The organism is Paenibacillus sp. Y412MC10, from assembly GCF_000024685.1.
Taxonomy (GTDB): Bacteria; Bacillota; Bacilli; order Paenibacillales; family Paenibacillaceae; genus Paenibacillus_AQ; species Paenibacillus_AQ lautus_A.
Genome location: NC_013406.1, coordinates 3,440,255 through 3,456,198 on the forward strand (window position 1 = coordinate 3,440,255; position 15,944 = coordinate 3,456,198).

A 15,944-nucleotide genomic window follows, 5' to 3' on the forward strand; every position below is an offset into this window, starting at 1 on the left:
CCACTCTACACGGTTTAAAGGCTTTGTTTATAGGTTGCTTCCATCGACTTTATAGGTCATTTCTGAGTGATGTGCGATTCGTTGCGTTTCTTGATTTCGAGGACGAAAAAAGCAAGCCGTCACTCCCGTGCCGGGAAGCGATTGCTTGCTTCGATTGTTCATTTACGCCGCAGGCTGCCACGCTATCGCTCTCATCCTCCGAGTCTTACGCGTTCGAAATAATCGGCCCCCCCGACCTGACCGCCTTTCAGCGCCAGCTGAAGCCCGTCCAGCCGCGGATCCTCGGAGTAGCAACGGCATAACGGCCCCCCCGGGACGATGGCGCTCAAGCATGACAGGGCGTAAATGCCCAGCTCGCGCGTCACGTACCCGGAGGTATCGCCTCCGGCAATAAGAATGCGGCGCAAGCCCGTCGCCCGTAAGAGGTCCGAGGTCAGCCTGCCAAGCTGCGTGCCGATCAAACGTCCGGAATCCGCCGGCTCCATGCCTCTGGCGTTCAAGGCCTCCCGAAGCGCTGCGATGGCTGGATCCTCGGGTCCGTCCGCGGAATAGACGATGATATTCCTGCCTTGCTCGACGAACGGCAGCGCCTGCTTCAGCAGCGACCGTCTCGCCTCGTCCGCCCGCCCCGGTTCGAGCCAATCCCGCGCCCGCACCCGTATGCCGGCGTAACCTCGCTTAAGCGCCCACGCGATCTGCGATTGCGTGACCGGCGAACAGCTTCCCGAGACAACCAACAATTGATCCGCTTGTTCCGCCGCTTGCAGCCGCGCCCCTCCCGGGTCGACGAGCCCCTCTTTCGCCCAATGGGCGGCCAGCGCGTATTCCACGCCCGACGAGCCAATGACGAATAGTCCCGTCCCCCGTTCCTCGGCCTCCCGCCACATTAATCTGCCCGCCGCCTCCAGCCGCGGGTCGTCGATGACGTCGAACAGGAGAGCGGCCGGCTCCCCGACCTCCAGCCGATGCTCGAGCCTGGCCGACACCTCCTCGGGCACGCCGTCCAAGGCCGTCCACTCCATTAACGAAACGGGCAAATCCGTTTGCTCCCGAAGATGCAAGCGAAGATCGGATTCCCGCATGGGCGTAATGGGATGGCGGGACATCGTGGGATGGCGGTCCAGCCGGTACGTACCGCCGTCGGCGCCCGCCGCGGCGAAGTGGTGGCCGAACAGCGTGTAGCGCTTCAGGGCCGGCACGCCGACCAGGATCGGCACGTACCTTTGACGCGGATAGACGGACCTGCCCAGCTCCAGCACCTTGCCGATGCTTCCCGCGCGGGGCGAAGAATCGAAGGTGGAGCATACTTTATAATGCACGACGGCCGTTCCGTAAGCATGGAGCCGTTCGAGCGCCGGCCGAAGCTCGCGCTCCATCTCGTCCGGCGTCATCGACCGGCTTACGCCCGCGACGCCGAAGCACCGCACGTTCGGGAACCGTTCGGCGAGCAGCTCCGGCGGCGGGGGATCAAGAAACAGCACTGTGTCCGCGCCGCTCTTGGCGAGAGCCTCCATCGCGTCGGTGGAGCCGGTAAAGTCGTCGCCGTAGAAGCATAGCAGCCGATCGTTATGTTTCGGCATAGCTCCCGGTACGCTCATAGCGCTCGTTCCTTGTGCTTAAACTTGTCGAACGCGCGCCGCAGCTCGACCCGCTCCTTCGCGTATTCTTCGGCGGGAATGCCGCGCATCGCGGCCTCCCAGCCTTGCTTCATGCTTTCAACGCCGGCAGCCGGCCCGTCCGGATGGGCAAGAATGCCTCCGCCGGCGAGATGCATGACATCTACCGATCGCGTCCGTTCGAACGTCGTCTCCGCCGTCCCCGCCCATTGCCCCGACGAGAGTACCGGCATCGCCGAATAGCCGTCCCACATGGGCTGCAGACAGGCTTCCACGGACCTCGCGACGGATTCGTCGCTTTCGTAGAACTTGCTGCCCAGACCGTTCACGTGCAGATGGTCGGCCCCCGCAAGCCTGCACAGCTTCTGATAGACCCGGAAATCCATCCCGAGCTGTCCGTGCCGCGTCAGCATCCCCCACTGATTCCGGTGACCGTGGACGGGAACCTCGCTGAAGCCGTTCAAATAGGCGAGTCCCGCGAAACCGATGCTGTTGATGCTGACCATTACGCAATTGCCGCCCGCCTTGACCACATGCTCGTGGTTTCGTTGCAGCTCTTCGATGTCGCCCGTAATATTGCAGGCGTACATCGCCTTGCGCCCCGTCTTGTCCGCCGCTCTCCCGATGGCCCGCATCACCGTCTCCGCTTTTTCCCGCAGGGGCAAATAAGGCGGATTCGCGTTCAGCTCGTCGTCCTTGATGAAATCAACCCCCGATACGGCCAGGTCGTATACGAGCGCCTCCAATTCCGCACGCCCGAGACCCACGCTCGGCTTAATGATCGTACCGATGATCGGCCGGCCGCGGACTCCGGTTATTCGCCGGGTCCCTTCGATGCCGAAGCGCGGACCCGGATAACGGGTCTTGAAGTCCTCCGGCAGCTCCAGATCGACGAGACGCAACCCCGACAGCTCGCGGAGCTCGTACAGATTGCCGGCCACGCAGGCCATCAGATTCGGAATCGACGGCCCGAAATTATGAAGCGGGAACGACACGACAATCTCTCCGCGCGAATAGCATCCTTGAGCGGCCGGCGGAGCGAGCGCTCCGGGAAGCGACGGCTGCGCAACCTGCTCCAATGGCGTGATTCGTTCGATTCTGGCGCCGTGCCGCTCCTTGAGCGGCTCCGTCTCGCCGGGCACCGCCGTGAACGTGCCCGTCGATTGCTCCCCCGCGATGGACGCGGCCGCCTGCTCCAGCGTCAACGGGGTTTCCACCAAATAAGTAGCCGTTACCCGATTCGTTTCCAATTCCCAACACCTCGCCGTAGCATATCGATTAACTCAAAGATTCCAATGCCCGCTTCACGGCCATGACGCCCGAACGCGGACTCGACAATACCGGCTTGCCGGTTTTCTCCCGGAGCGCGGCTTCCATCCTTGCCATCGAGCCTTGCGCGAGCACGATCGCGTCCACCGAGCCGGCAAGGCCGGCCGCCGCGTTCGCGATCAGCGCGTCATGCTCTTCCGGCTTGCCGGCAACCAGGGCATCATATGCTCCCGCCGCCAGTCCGTCCGCCAATGCGACTTTTTGGCCGATCGCCTCCGCTTGGGAGAGCAGCAAGGCCTTGGTCGGCTGCAGCGTCGTCGGCAAAGTCGCGATGACGCCGATGCGGGCATAGCGGCTTACCGCTTCCAGAGCCATTTCCTGATCGATCTTCACGATGGGCACGGATACGAACGGTCTCGCCCGGTCGACCGCTTCGCTGACCGAGGAGCAGGTATTCAGAATGACGTCGGCTCCAAGCTCCTCTGCGTTCCGATAGTAAGTCAGCAGCCGCTTCGACACTAGCGGCGTAATCTCTCCCGCGCGAACGACGTCATGGATCAAACCGTCGTCGATCAGATTGACGAGCCGGCAGTCCGGCAGCAGCTCATCGAATATTTTCTTCAGCGGATCCGCGAGCCCTTGGCCCGTATATACCGCGGCAACCGTCCATTTCATGGATTCCCCTCCGTCTTTCATCATTGCGCTTCATGGCGCTACCAGACGAAATCGCGATCCGGTCTGCGATAATCGCCCTCCCGCATAGGCGCGCGGTCGTAGACGGCGCGTCCGCTGTACAGCGGCTTTTGCCGTCCCTTCGGACTGATCTCGACGACGTCATCGCCTCGCCACTGCGCCGCGAACGATTGGCCGACCGCATTCTCCTGCGTGGTTCGGAAGCTTAACGGAAACGTGATCGTGATCGTCTCGCCCTCGCGGGCCGCCCCGAGCAGCAGGAAGCATTTATTGATCCAACTGCTCGGAGCTTTTCCGTTGCTTTCCGCCGTCTCGCCGCCGAGCTCGCGGAGCACGTTTATTTTGGTAAAGCCCGCCCATTCCGGAATGCGAACGGCCAGCCGCCGCAAATCCCGGCGAACGTGAAGCACGACTTTGCCTTCATGCGGCAAATAACTGTCGACGTCCAGCCATTTCGAGCCTCGGTTCAGCAGGAAGTTGACGCTGATCATGCCGTCCCGCTCGGTAATGGCGTTGCTCCAGCCCATGAACAACCCCCGGGTTCCGGAGCCTAAGCAGCAAAGCTGCAAATCGTTCGTATGGCCGCGACCCTCGTTCACGTCGCAGCAGAAATCGTTGGGAGCGGAATAGCCGGCGAAAGCGCCGCGCGAACGGTCCGCGACCTTGTAATAGGAGCGGTCCGCGCGAACGTCGCGGGACTTGTCGTCCAACTGCTCGACCCAATTCAAGTCCAGCAATTGCGATTCCGCAAGATGGTTCCGGATGAACCGCTCCACGGTTCCCCAATACTCCACGTAGCCGTTCCTGGCGAGCGTGATCCCGGTCGCGATCAAGTCCACGAGCGAACAGGTTTCGTGCTCGTAAGCCTGCTCGTGCAGATCGCCTGGGGTCCAGCCGAACGATGTGCACTTCGTCAGCGCCCAATCGTAGCTCTTCTTCACCCAGGCAATCAATGCGGCGTTGCCCGTGAATTCGCCGAAACGGGCGATCGCGTCGAGCGTGCCGAGGCGGGTATGGAAATGTCCGCTCCGGTAGGCAGGCGCGTCGTTGAAGCTTCCGTCCTCCAGGAAGACACGGCTTCGTTCCGTAATAAGCGCCGTGAAATATTGGCAGAGCTCGAAGGCGTCCGGATTTCCCGTTAATTCGTGGTACTTCAGGAGCGGCATGATCAGCCTGCCGCAGAAGGAAGCCGGATCCGGGGCAAGCCGGAGCTGCACGGCGTTCGCGGATGGCCAGCCGGATTCCTTGTATTCGGATGCCGGGTAATACCAAATGTCGCGCTCCTTGACCGCGATCCGCTTCAACGCGGCCACGTGACGATCTGCCGCTTCCTTCGCCTTCTCGTCCCCCGTTTCCATGTACCATGTCGCCAGCGACAAGATGACCGCGCGCTGATCGATCAGATTGGCGTTCGTCTCCCAGCGGTATACCGGATTCAATTGGCGATAGCTCATGCCGTCTTCCTTGAAGAAGGAGAGCAAGTTGGCCCGGTAGCGCTCCTCCACCTCGCGTCCGAACGTGGCGCCGGACATATGGCGGGCAAGGATCATGCCGTCGATCATGCGTCCGTGTGAGGAGCCGTAATCCCAATCCCCATGCGTCACGAACGCGGGCTTTGCCATTAAATTAGCCGCGAAAAACGGGATATGGCCAAAATCCTCGTCCGCCATGCCCACCATGGCGTTCAATGCATGGGCCGCCCGTTCTTCCAGCATCAACGTGTCCGGAATTTGACGCGTTGCCATGCGAATTCCCCCTCTCGTTATTCGGATCGCCGTCCGCCGGGCGTCAGCTCGATCGCTTGGCGGATCGCTTCCTTCATGCTTTGCTCGTCGGCAATGCCTTTGCCGGCGATATCGAACGCCGTTCCGTGGTCGACGCTCGTCCGGATAATCGGCAGACCGACGGTAATGTTGACTCCGGCTTCCAGTCAGATGCCTGCATACGGCCTTCGCCGTGTCTCCCCCGGTCAGAATGACGCCTTGCAGCTCCGTCGTATCCATGCATTCGGAAGCCGCCAAACCGAGCAGCGACGCGATCCGGTTCGACACTTCCGCCGCCTGCAATCCTCTCGCGGCGCCCGCCACTTGGGCCGACCGGACTTGTCCGGGCGAGCAGCCGGCGTACAAGGAAACGTCAAAGCCTGCCGCAAGCGCCGTCCGGACGGCCGAGCTGCACCGCTCGAGCTCCCGGTCGCAGCCTTCGTCGGAAGTCATGGCCGCGATGGCGTCGAGCTCCACGGCCTTTGTTCGCGGGCATTGATTGAACGCGGCAACCTGGCTCCGGGTAATCTTGGAGATGCTGTCCGCAACCAATAGAACGGGTTTCCCCCTTTCGGGGACGACTCGCGACAGGTGCTCATGCGCTCTGTGGCCTCTCGCCAACGCGAGCGAATCCGGCAGGCATTCCGCGAGACCGGCCGAGCCTGCCCATAGCATTCGTCCCACGCCTGCCGCCGCGACGTCGGCGATTCGCCGCAAATCCTCGTCCGAGACGGCGTCGCATACGATGATTTCGATGCCGCTCCGAAGCAGCTTCCCGATTCGCAAGCTAGCGGCTTCCGCGCCCGCTCGCAGTGCTTCAAGCGGCAGCAGTCCCGCTTGCCGTTGCGATTGGGAGGCCAGCAGCTTGACGAGATCGGCTTCGGCGACGGGAGATTTGGGATCCTTAGCGGTTTCCGTCCGATCGATCCTTACATCGTTCACATAATGAATGCCGTTTCGGGTCGTCCTTCCGATCTTCGGATAGGCGGGTGCAACGATGATGCAATCCACGGGAATGGCATCCGCGACGGCGTCGATTTCCGCGCGAGATTGCCCCTCAGCGTGGAATCCAGCTTTTTGTACACGTGCTTGAAGCCCATCCGCGCGACTTGGAGCGCGGCGAGCCTGGTCCGCTCGTAGGCCTCGCCTGCGGCAACCGCCCTGCTGTCCGTATCCAGCAGATAATTTCGGAATTCCTTTCGATCGCCGAAACCTCTTCCGCATGCAAGACGACCTGCGTATCGAAGCCTCTCCGCGCGAACTGCACGCCCGAGTCGGTGGCTCCCATCAAGTCGTCCGCGATAATCGCAAGCTCGTTCATGGCAGACGCATCTCCTCGCGGCTCATGGTCTCGTCCCGCAAGAGCTTCCGCAGATGCGCCAGCCCGTTCTCGCGGAGCAGCTCATCCACGCGGACCGGCCTGCCGCCTTCCCGCATGGTTCGCTCCATCGCCGCCATCAAGGCGAGCGTCACCACCGCTTCCTCCGCGTCCGGCAGCGGCTTCGCGCCATTGTCCAGACATTCCGCGAAATAGTCGATGTAGTTCTGATATTCCCCCGCGTGATGGCTGTTGCCCTCGAATCGGAAGTAATAATCGCGCTTATTCTCGAAGGAATACGTCTTGCGGCCTTCGCCCTCGAATCGCGTATGATACAGCAGATTGGAGTACTCCGCCCGCGAGGAGCCCTTCGTCCCCCGAATGACGCAGCCGATTCCCGGCTCGACCTCCGAGCCTAACGCCGGCAAGGTATAGCTGCCCGATATTTGGCCGATCCTGCCTTCTTCGTCCCGAACGAGGAGCCGCATGGAATCCCACGTCTCGAGGCCGTATTGGCGGCTGTTCCCGCTGACGTTGCCGTATCCGGTCACCTCCAAGGCGCCCGGCAAATACCAGCGGACCAGATCGACGGCGTGTATCATGAAATTGTACATCCAGCTGAAGCCCTTCTGCCGGCTCCACGGCTTGTTCAAGAACCAGCGGCTGTCCGCGATATAATGAGCTTCAACCGTCTGGATGCTTCCGTGGCGACCCCGCTCGTAATCTGCGCGCTGGCGGATCATCGGTTCGAAGAAACGGGAGCTTTGCCCGACGAATACATGCTTGCCGGATCTCCCCGCCAGCTCTAGCAGCTCGTTCGCCCCCTCAAGCGAGGTCAACATCGGTTTCGTGCAGATGACGTGCTTGCCTGCCTGCAGCGCCTGAATCATGTGGGGGAGGTGCAGCGGGTCGGGCGAATAAATGGCGACGACGTCGATGGCCGGATTGCTTAACAGCTCCCCGTAATCCGTCGTCCACTGATCGAAGCCGAACTCCTCGGCCCGAAGCTTGCATACCGCCGGATTAATATCGCATACTTGGACAAGCTCCCATCTCGTGCTGCTTAACGCCGCGGACATAATGCTCCGGCCTTCCCCCAGTCCAACGACGCCAAGCTTGTAGGTGTTCATGTATCGGCTTCCTCCTCACCTTTTCCTAATTTCGAAATCCAGCATGAACCCGCGCTCGTCCGCCTTGTACATCCTTACCTCCGCGTCCGCGAACCGCTGCATCCAACAGTCGGAACCTCCGAGATGCGGCCCGGCTTCTTCCTTCACCCGATCATCCGACAGGAAATCGCCGGTTACCAGCCATTTGCCTTCGCCCGTTCGGCCGCTGGCCTTCCACGGCTCGGGGACGAGCCAGTCCGCGATCATGACCGTCGCTCCCGCTTCCGCTCTTCGACGGACCGCCTTCAGCGTCTCCGCGGAAAGGCGAGTGCCGGCAACCAGAATCAATTTCGGATTTCCGAGCTGCTCCTCGCGCACCGTTTCGTCGAAGACGAGAACGTTGTTCGTCGGATAATAGAGCGGATGAACCCGCTCCTCTATGGCATGAGGCCTGCCCCGCAGCAATGGAAATTCGTCCCTAGGAACCTCCGCTTTCAAGCGATGGCGCGGAAAGGCGAAGCCGGGAATATGCATGCAGCTGCCATGCGCGGGAATGGTGCCGTGGCTGAGCAGATGCCACGCGCGGAACACACTTTGCGCAGCGTCGGGGACGGCAAGCCCCCGGTTGCCGAACAACCTTGCGTTCTGCCCGTAATTGCTGTCGTCCGAATGGATGAACGCGATGTCGGGGTCGGCTTCCGCGTGCGACCAGGTCAAGGGATGCGCCGGAATAAAGTCCCGCACGAACTCCTCCCACACCTCTCCGAACTCCGTACGGCGGAAGCTGCCGTTCCCGTGCTGCAGCAAAGCGTCGATATTTTCCGTGAACAGATGGGTCGGTCCCATAAAGTAGCCCATCTTGAGCGCCGAAGCGTACTCCTCCGGCGAGTGCCCGGGGAATCCCGGCGTCCGGATGAACCAGGGCCCGACGTCCGGTCCCCACAAATCCGCGCAAATCCACAGCCCTCGGCCGTATTGCTTCGCCGCGCCGAGCGCCGTGGAAAGCTGAAGCGACTGGAACGACTCTTTCATGATTTTGGGACAAACGATCATTCCGCCCCTGGCTTTCGTGTGGAAGAGGGTGGGGAACACAAACTCGCCTACCAAGGGCACGCCCTCCGGATCGACTCCGGCATTCGCCAGGATCCCGCGCACGTGCGCCGTCCTCTCCGCCACCGCGCGAACAACCGAATCTTGCGATTGCCGCAGCGTGTTTTCTTCCGTGGTCCCCCAATGCGGAAGGAAGGCATCCTTGCGATATTGCGAGGCGTTGATTTGGAGATGCTCGGGCTCGTCGTACAGCAGGCCGATCAGCTTGCCGCTTCCCGCGGCTTCCAGCAGCGCCTCGTCGGGCACGTCGTACCGGTTCGTCCCTTCCGCGTAAGGTCCGTTAATATTTCCGTATTCGTTGCCCAAGCACAGGTCCATGCCGTGCTTGGCCATATCGCGCACCATGGCCGATTGCCCGGCCCCGTTCGGGAACATGTGGTGCACGTAGAAATCGCAGCCAAGCTCCTTCAGCACCTGAAGGAACAAATCGGGAGCCGGGAGCGCCTCCTGGGAAGGATAGACGCTGCCCGTGCCCGTTCGCATGATTTCGTCGGACGCTGCCCCCGCCCATGAATCCTGCCAGGCGATAACGGGCCCCTGCATGCCCAGCTTTGGTCTGGCCATTTTTTCGTTCCCCTTTCCGAATCTCTCGTTCTCTCATTCTGTTATTCTTTTATTCTCTTATTCCCTCGTTCCGTCGGTATTCCGCTAATTTGTCGGTACCGCTTTCACTGCCTTCGTCGATTGACTATAATTATAGGTGCAGAATAACCAGAGTTCTCTATCTGATGTTGCTCGAAAGTTAAAGGATCTTGCTCTTCGGGGGGACCAAATGGCAAGGGTCAGCGATGATTCCTTTCATGATGATTCTGGGCCTCATTCCCACTCACGCTGCCTCTTGGACGTCCCGGCAAGCAAAGAAGCAACAGCTGTTTGCCAGCCTGACAAGCGTCTGTTCCGTTCAGACGACTCCATCAACGGTTCATATCGTGATCCTTCATGCGTGCAATTTGGCAAGCTTTCCGGCGAGTTCCAAAGGCCAATGGCAAGACCACCCATATAGACGGAGCCCATCGCTGATCGTTCGGCTATGCCTGTGCGAGTGACCGGCTTCCGCAGCAGGTCCGCCTGGAATTGCATCAAGATCGCATTAACCGTGGCCCCTCCGTCGGCGCGCAGCTCCTCCAGAATGACGCAGGATTCGCTTTGCAGAAGCTCCACTGCGTCATGCACCTGATAGGCGATACTTTCGATCGCGGCACGGACAATATGCGATTTGTCTGTCGCGCGGTTCATTCCCGTAATAGCCGCTCTTGCGTCCGGCTGCCAGTAGGGCGCGCCTAGACCGACAAAAGCAGGTACGAGGTAGACGCCTCCATGATCCGGTGCACGCTCAAGCAATTGCTCCATTTCCTGATAGGTCGCGAACAGTCCCAAGTTGTCGCGTAGCCAATTCAGGCTGTCTCCGCTAGAGCGAATGACAGCTTCAAGCGCATACGTTACCCTTCCGCCGCAGCCCCAGGCGACGGTCGAAACGAGTCCTCCGCCGGCATGGGGAGCAGCGGCTCCGACGTTCATCAGCACCGAAGTTCCTGTGCCGTAGGTCGCCTTTGCCATTCCTTCCTTCAGGCACAGGTTTCCGAACAGCGCCGCCTGCGAATCGCCGATTATGCCGGTCACCGGGACGGAAGCCCCGAGCCAGCCTTCGCTCTCCGTATAGCCGAATACTTCGTCGGAATTCCTTACTTCCGGCAGAATGCCGCGCGGAATACCGAACAATTCGCACAGCTCCTCATCCCAAGCAAGCGTATAGATATTAAACAGAGAGGTGCGGCTCGCATTCGTGTAGTCGGTTGCATGCGTCTTGCCGCCCGTCAGCTTCCAGACCAGCCAACTGTCGATCGTTCCCGCAAGCAGTCTTCCCTCATCGAGCTTCTCGCGCGCGCCCTCCACATTGTCCAGAATCCAGCGCCACTTCGTTGCCGAGAAGTACGGGTCTAGCGTCAAGCCAGTCTTCGCGGTGACCGTCCCCTCATGTCCCTGCTCCTTCAATCCCGCGCATGCTTCCGCCGTACGCTGGCATTGCCACACGACTGCGCGGCCAACCGGCTCACCCGTCATCCGGTCCCATAGGACGGCCGTTTCCCGCTGATTCGTAATCGTAACCGCCACAAGCTGCGCGGGAGATACATGCGCCTCACGCATGGCATTGAGCGCCGCAAGCTTGACATTGTCATAAATTTCTTGCGCGTCGTGCTCCACCCAGCCGGAGTTTGGGTAATACTGGCGATGATCGCGGCTGCTTCGGCTCCTCACCGTCCCGCTGGCGTTCACGATAAGCGCTTTCGTACCTGAGGTGCTTTGATCAATAGCCAATATAAATTTATCACTTGCCGACATAACAGACCTCCCTATTGCCCTAACAGTTCCTGCGCGAGACTACTGATATGTTCGACGCTGATGCCATAATGCCGGAACACTTCCGCCGTCTTGCCCGCGATAGCAGGTTCATCCGGAATGCCAACAATCCGCATAGGCACGGGATGATGCTGCACCACGACCTCGGCAACGGCCGCGCCCAAACCGCCGTGTATGCTGTGCTCTTCAATCGTAATGATTCGTCCGGTTTCGAGCGCCGCCTTCAGAATGGCTTCCTCGTCCAGCGGTTTGATCGTATGCATATTGATGACGCGCGCGGAAATGCCGGCTTCCGCAAGGGCGGCTGCCGCGTCAACCGCAACCTTCACGGTCTCTCCTGCCGCAATGAGCGTAATATCTTTACCGTCTCTTAGCGTGACGGCCTTGCCAATCTGGAATTCGTAATCATCCGATTCGTAGACGTCCTCAACTGGATTCCGCCCGATTCGAATATAGGCTCCGCCTTCATATGCAACCAAAGCTTCCGTCATCTTTTTCGTCTCATGCCGGTCGGCCGGCAGAAGTACGGCAATGCCCGGGATCGCGCGCATGACCGCCAAATCCTGTACGGAATGATGGGACATGCCAAGCGCTCCGTAGCTGACGCCGCCGCTTATGCCGACCAGCTTCACATTTGTTGCGGAATAGGCCACGTCGACTTTAATCTGCTCGATGCTGCGCATGCTCAGGAAGCAAGCCGGCGATGTGACGAACGGTTTTTTTCCGCTGTGCGCGAGACCGGCGGATATGCCGACAATGTTTTGCTCCGCGATGCCTACTTCCACGAACTGTTCTGGATACGCGCTCGCGAAAGGCGCCATCGCCGCCGAACCGCGCGAATCGCTCGCAAGGACCATAATGCTGCCATCCTCTTGAGCCAGCTCCAGCAGCGTGTCGCAAATCACTTGTCTGTTGGCTATTTTGTTCGCCATTCCTTACACGGCCCCTTCCCGTTGATACGTATCCAATACAGCTTCCAGCTCCGCGATCGCCCGCTTTAGTTCGTCGTCGCTCGGAACGTGATGATGCCAATGAGGAATGTTTTCCGCAAAAGACACTCCTTTTCCCTTCACTGTATTGGCCATCACCAGGGTAGGTTTGCCAGGTTGTGCCGGGGCTGCCTCGAATGCTTCCACAAGGGAGTCCATGTCGTTGCCGTCAACGGTTACGACATGCCAACCGAATGCCCGCCACTTATCCTCCAGCGGCTCCAGCCCCATGACTTCCTCCGTCGATCCGCTAATTTGCAGCCGGTTGCGATCGATAATGCCAATGAGATTGTCGAGCTTGTAATGCGGGCCAGCCATCGCCGCTTCCCAGACGGAGCCTTCCGCCTGCTCGCCGTCGCCCATCAGGCAGAACACGCGATAATCGCCGCCGTCCCGCTTCGCGGCAAGCGCCATGCCGACCGAGATGGCAAGACCGTGGCCGAGCGCCCCCGTATTCATCTCGATGCCGGCCACCTTGTTGTTTGGATGGCCGATCAGCCTTGTTCCGAAAGCGCTGAACGTCTTCAGCTCCTCCTTCGGGAAGAAGCCAAGATCGGCGAGAATGCACCATAATGATTCCACTGAATGGCCTTTGCTGGCAATAAAGCGGTCCCGTTGCTCCCATTTCGGCTGTTTGGGATCTACTCTCATGACACGATAATAAAGTGCGGTAAGGATGTCCGTATTACTTAATGATCCACCTGTATGTCCGGTCTTGGCAGCGTGAATCATGCTCAGCAGATCGATTCGAATTTGCGCTGCTTTCGCTTTCAATTCCCGTACTTCCATTTGCCCGTCCTCCTCCGTCTGCTTCTATAAGCCGCTGCCGCGAAGCCATGCTTGAATTTCGCGTTCTGTCGGATCGACCGGGTCCGGCGTCAATCCCGGAATATAGCTGCAAGCCTCATATAACGCCGGGATAACATTGGCATGAATGCCGACGGAATGATGCACATAAGGCCCCTTAACGAGCTTCTCTTCCCATAGCGGCCAGTCGTTGACCTCCACCCACACATAAGAACCGCGGGTATATGGGCCTTTGATACCGCGCGCTTTGCCAAGGAACAGCTGGTAATCGCCATGATCGCCGTCGAAGCGCGCCAAAGTCATATCGCCGCCTTTCACTTCGCCTTCATGCGTGCCCGGCGAATGATCGTCGAACAGAAAGTGCTTACGGAGCCTCGGCTTATCCTCCACCGACATGGATACCGGGAAGTTGCCGCAATGGAATAGCAGCTCGCCGTTCGCGTTCTCGGGATGTCGGACCGTCAGATCGGCGAAGAAGGTCGGATGCTGGTTCATCGTTGCCGCCTGAACCATGATGGATGTAATTGCACCGTGAATATCCGTTTCGCAGGTAACCGGAATTTGCTCATCGGTCAATATCGCGTTCGCCAGACAAGGCATGATGCCCATCGCATCCTGCAGTGAAGACCAGCATTGAATCGCGATCGCGGAGCTTCCCGTCCGGACGGCGAACGATTTCATGGCCGCCTTCAGAGCCGCGATGCGGATGACGTCCGCTTCGGCCACCTCCGACCAGTCCAGCTTGCGTTTAATATAATCGACGGCTTCGGCTAGCTCCGGGCTTCCGTTTTTCTCGATGCGCTTTGTTTCCCTTTGAATATCGACAAGCGTAATGGGATGGATCTCAATGCCGAACCTCTCCAGCAATTCGCCTTCGTTGCACATCATCGTCCAGAACGACGAAGGACGCGGCCCGATTTGCAAAATGCGTAAGCTGCGGAAGCTTCTGACCACATTGGCTGCCGCGACGAAATTGGTAAAACCCCGCTCAAACACCGGATCGTCAATACGGCTATTGGTCACATAAGTGAAAGGAACATTAAAACGTCTCAGCACCTTGCCTGTCGCGAACAGGCCGCATTGCGTATCGCGCAGCCGCATGCCGTCCTCCAGCGGAGATTCGTCGCGAGGCCCCCATAGCAGCACCGGCTTGCCAAGCGCCTTGCCCACACGCGCCACCGTATCCTCCGTCCCGAAATTGCAATGAGGGAAGAAGACGGCATCCACTCCCTCCTTCTTGAATCGATCCACTAATGAATCCGCATTGATATTGTCGTCATAGAGCAGCCCTTCTTCGTTAATGCCTTCCAAATCGACGATGTCGATATCCATACCGAAGCTTTCGATTTTCTCCTTGATCAGCACCTTGTACTTGAATGCGTCCTCCGCGCTGAAAACAAACCGTCTTGTTGGTGCATATCCCAATTTAAATTTTTTCAAGCATGCGCTCCTCCTTGTTTTAACTAAACAAACTTAACTAAACAATCGTATTTTCAAATAAACAGTTCACAAAAACCAAGTCAATTAAACTTATGACACCTTTAAATTAACACCGTATTTTTGTTTAGTCAATCAGTTTATATAAACAAAAGCAAATAGTTTAGTTAATAGACATAAACGTTAATATAAACTCACAGCGTGATGTTGCTTATTATTCATGGGGATAGTAAACTAAACGTACTAAACTTCGATATTTGGAAGGAATGAAATGAGGCTGAAGTGGATTGAAAATGGAGGATATCGCGAAGCTGGCGGGCGTGTCCAAAGCCGCCGTCTCGCTTGCATTAAACGGAAAGCAAGGAATCAGCGTTGAAACGCGCGAAAAAATTATTCAAATTGCGGAGAAAAACGGCTATACCCACAAATCGAGATCGTCATCGGACGAGCCGTCTATCAAATCGCTGACGTTTCTCGCGATCGCCAATTCCGGCATTGTTCTGGAGCAATACTACCAGCAGCCGTTCTTTCGCGAACTGATCCATCATATCGAGGAGAGATGCCGTTTCTACGGCTATTCGCTTATGTTCACTTCGGTATCGCCAGATCAGTTTGCGGAGCAGCTTAAGCTGATTTCGGAGGAAAAGAGAAGCGATGGCGTCATTTTGTTAGGTACCAACCTTGGCCGCGAGCAAATTTCCGACATCGCGGGAGCGATTACGATGCCTCTTGTCGTATTGGACAACTGCTTTGAAACGCTCCCCGTTCATTTTGTATCCATCAATAATGTGCTGGGAGCCTATCAGGCAGGGATACACATTTGCGACAGCGGGCATTCATCCATCGGATATCTGGCATCTAATGTAAGAATTAAAAACTTCGACGATCGCCGGATAGGCTTCGAGTCAGCGCTTCGGGAGCGAGGGCTCGATCCAGGCGATGTGTGCGTCTTCTCGGTCGCGCCGACGATCCTTTCCTCTCAGGAAAACCTGTCGCGGCAGCTTACGGATTATTTGGCTGACAAGAAGCCGATGCCTACGGCTTTTTTCTGCGAGTGCGATTATATCGCGATCAGCGCTGTCAGAACGCTGCAAGAGCTTGGTCTTCGCGTGCCGGAGGATATATCTGTCGTCGGCTTTGACGATATTTCGGAAGCTAGAATCGTCACTCCCGAACTGACCACGGTTCAAGTAGCCAAGGAACGAATGGCCCATCTGGCTGTTGATCTGGTCATACAGTCGGCGACATCAGGCGAGACCGCCGCTTCCAAAGTCATGATCGATACGACGCTCGTACAAAGGAAGTCATCGGCATCTTCCCTAATTGCAAACGGCGAGAGCTGAAGCCAGCAACTCACATAGCCGCGGAAATCGAGTAGGCCTATGCGCATGCGCATAGGCCTCTCACAGATCCGGACGTGCGGGTCAACGCATCCGGCTCCTCCATGCATGCTGTCATACGCATCTGTGGCATTT

Annotated in this window: 10 protein-coding genes and 2 pseudogenes; 1 reads left to right on the forward strand and 11 read right to left on the reverse strand. The window is 58.4% G+C overall.

The genetic code is table 11. From position 1 onward, the window contains the following. Window positions 1-191: 191 nt before the first annotated feature. The 11 genes and pseudogenes from GYMC10_RS14930 to GYMC10_RS14980 all read right to left on the reverse strand — a co-directional run bounded on the left by GYMC10_RS14930 (window position 192) and on the right by GYMC10_RS14980 (window position 14,472). On the reverse strand, window positions 192-1,598 hold the full coding sequence (locus tag GYMC10_RS14930) for a four-carbon acid sugar kinase family protein (RefSeq protein ID WP_015735251.1): 1,407 nt from the start codon (window positions 1,596-1,598) through the stop codon (window positions 192-194). Next, on the reverse strand, window positions 1,595-2,866 hold the full coding sequence (locus tag GYMC10_RS14935) for a ribulose-bisphosphate carboxylase large subunit family protein (RefSeq protein WP_015735252.1): 1,272 nt from the start codon (window positions 2,864-2,866) through the stop codon (window positions 1,595-1,597). The genes GYMC10_RS14930 and GYMC10_RS14935 overlap by 4 nt, the downstream gene beginning before the upstream one ends. A gap of 28 nt (window positions 2,867-2,894) precedes the next feature. Further along, window positions 2,895-3,560, reverse strand: a complete 666-nt coding sequence (locus GYMC10_RS14940) for an aspartate/glutamate racemase family protein (RefSeq protein ID WP_015735253.1) — start codon at window positions 3,558-3,560, stop codon at window positions 2,895-2,897. A gap of 1,780 nt (window positions 3,561-5,340) precedes the next feature. Continuing rightward, a pseudogene (locus GYMC10_RS31870) lies at window positions 5,341-5,508 on the reverse strand (4-hydroxythreonine-4-phosphate dehydrogenase PdxA); the annotation flags it as partial. A 58-nt stretch (window positions 5,509-5,566) separates the two neighbouring features. Continuing rightward, window positions 5,567-6,662: pseudogene (locus GYMC10_RS32965) on the reverse strand (four-carbon acid sugar kinase family protein); the annotation flags it as partial. Further along, window positions 6,659-7,789, reverse strand: coding sequence for a Gfo/Idh/MocA family protein (locus GYMC10_RS14955; RefSeq protein ID WP_015735254.1), 1,131 nt, complete (start codon window positions 7,787-7,789; stop codon window positions 6,659-6,661). The pseudogene GYMC10_RS32965 and the gene GYMC10_RS14955, both read right to left, overlap by 4 nt. A 15-nt stretch (window positions 7,790-7,804) precedes the next feature. Continuing rightward, window positions 7,805-9,442 (reverse strand): hypothetical protein, encoded by a 1,638-nt coding sequence (locus GYMC10_RS14960; RefSeq protein WP_015735255.1) that lies wholly within the window; start codon window positions 9,440-9,442, stop codon window positions 7,805-7,807. 252 nt (window positions 9,443-9,694) lie between these two features. Next, window positions 9,695-11,218, reverse strand: coding sequence for a glycerol kinase GlpK (gene glpK / locus GYMC10_RS14965; protein ID WP_015735256.1), 1,524 nt, complete (start codon window positions 11,216-11,218; stop codon window positions 9,695-9,697). A gap of 11 nt (window positions 11,219-11,229) precedes the next feature. Then, a complete protein-coding gene (locus tag GYMC10_RS14970; protein ID WP_015735257.1) occupies window positions 11,230-12,168 on the reverse strand; it encodes a transketolase family protein in 939 nt (312 codons plus the stop codon). A 3-nt stretch (window positions 12,169-12,171) separates the two neighbouring features. Then, on the reverse strand, window positions 12,172-13,014 hold the full coding sequence (locus GYMC10_RS14975; protein WP_015735258.1) for a transketolase: 843 nt from the start codon (window positions 13,012-13,014) through the stop codon (window positions 12,172-12,174). A 24-nt stretch (window positions 13,015-13,038) separates the two neighbouring features. Continuing rightward, window positions 13,039-14,472, reverse strand: a complete 1,434-nt coding sequence (locus GYMC10_RS14980; RefSeq protein ID WP_015735259.1) for an L-fucose/L-arabinose isomerase family protein — start codon at window positions 14,470-14,472, stop codon at window positions 13,039-13,041. A gap of 284 nt (window positions 14,473-14,756) precedes the next feature. Here GYMC10_RS14980 and GYMC10_RS14985 point away from each other — a divergent pair, with 284 nt between their 5' ends. Next, a complete protein-coding gene (locus GYMC10_RS14985; RefSeq protein WP_015735260.1) occupies window positions 14,757-15,812 on the forward strand; it encodes a LacI family DNA-binding transcriptional regulator in 1,056 nt (351 codons plus the stop codon). Window positions 15,813-15,944: the final 132 nt, after the last annotated feature.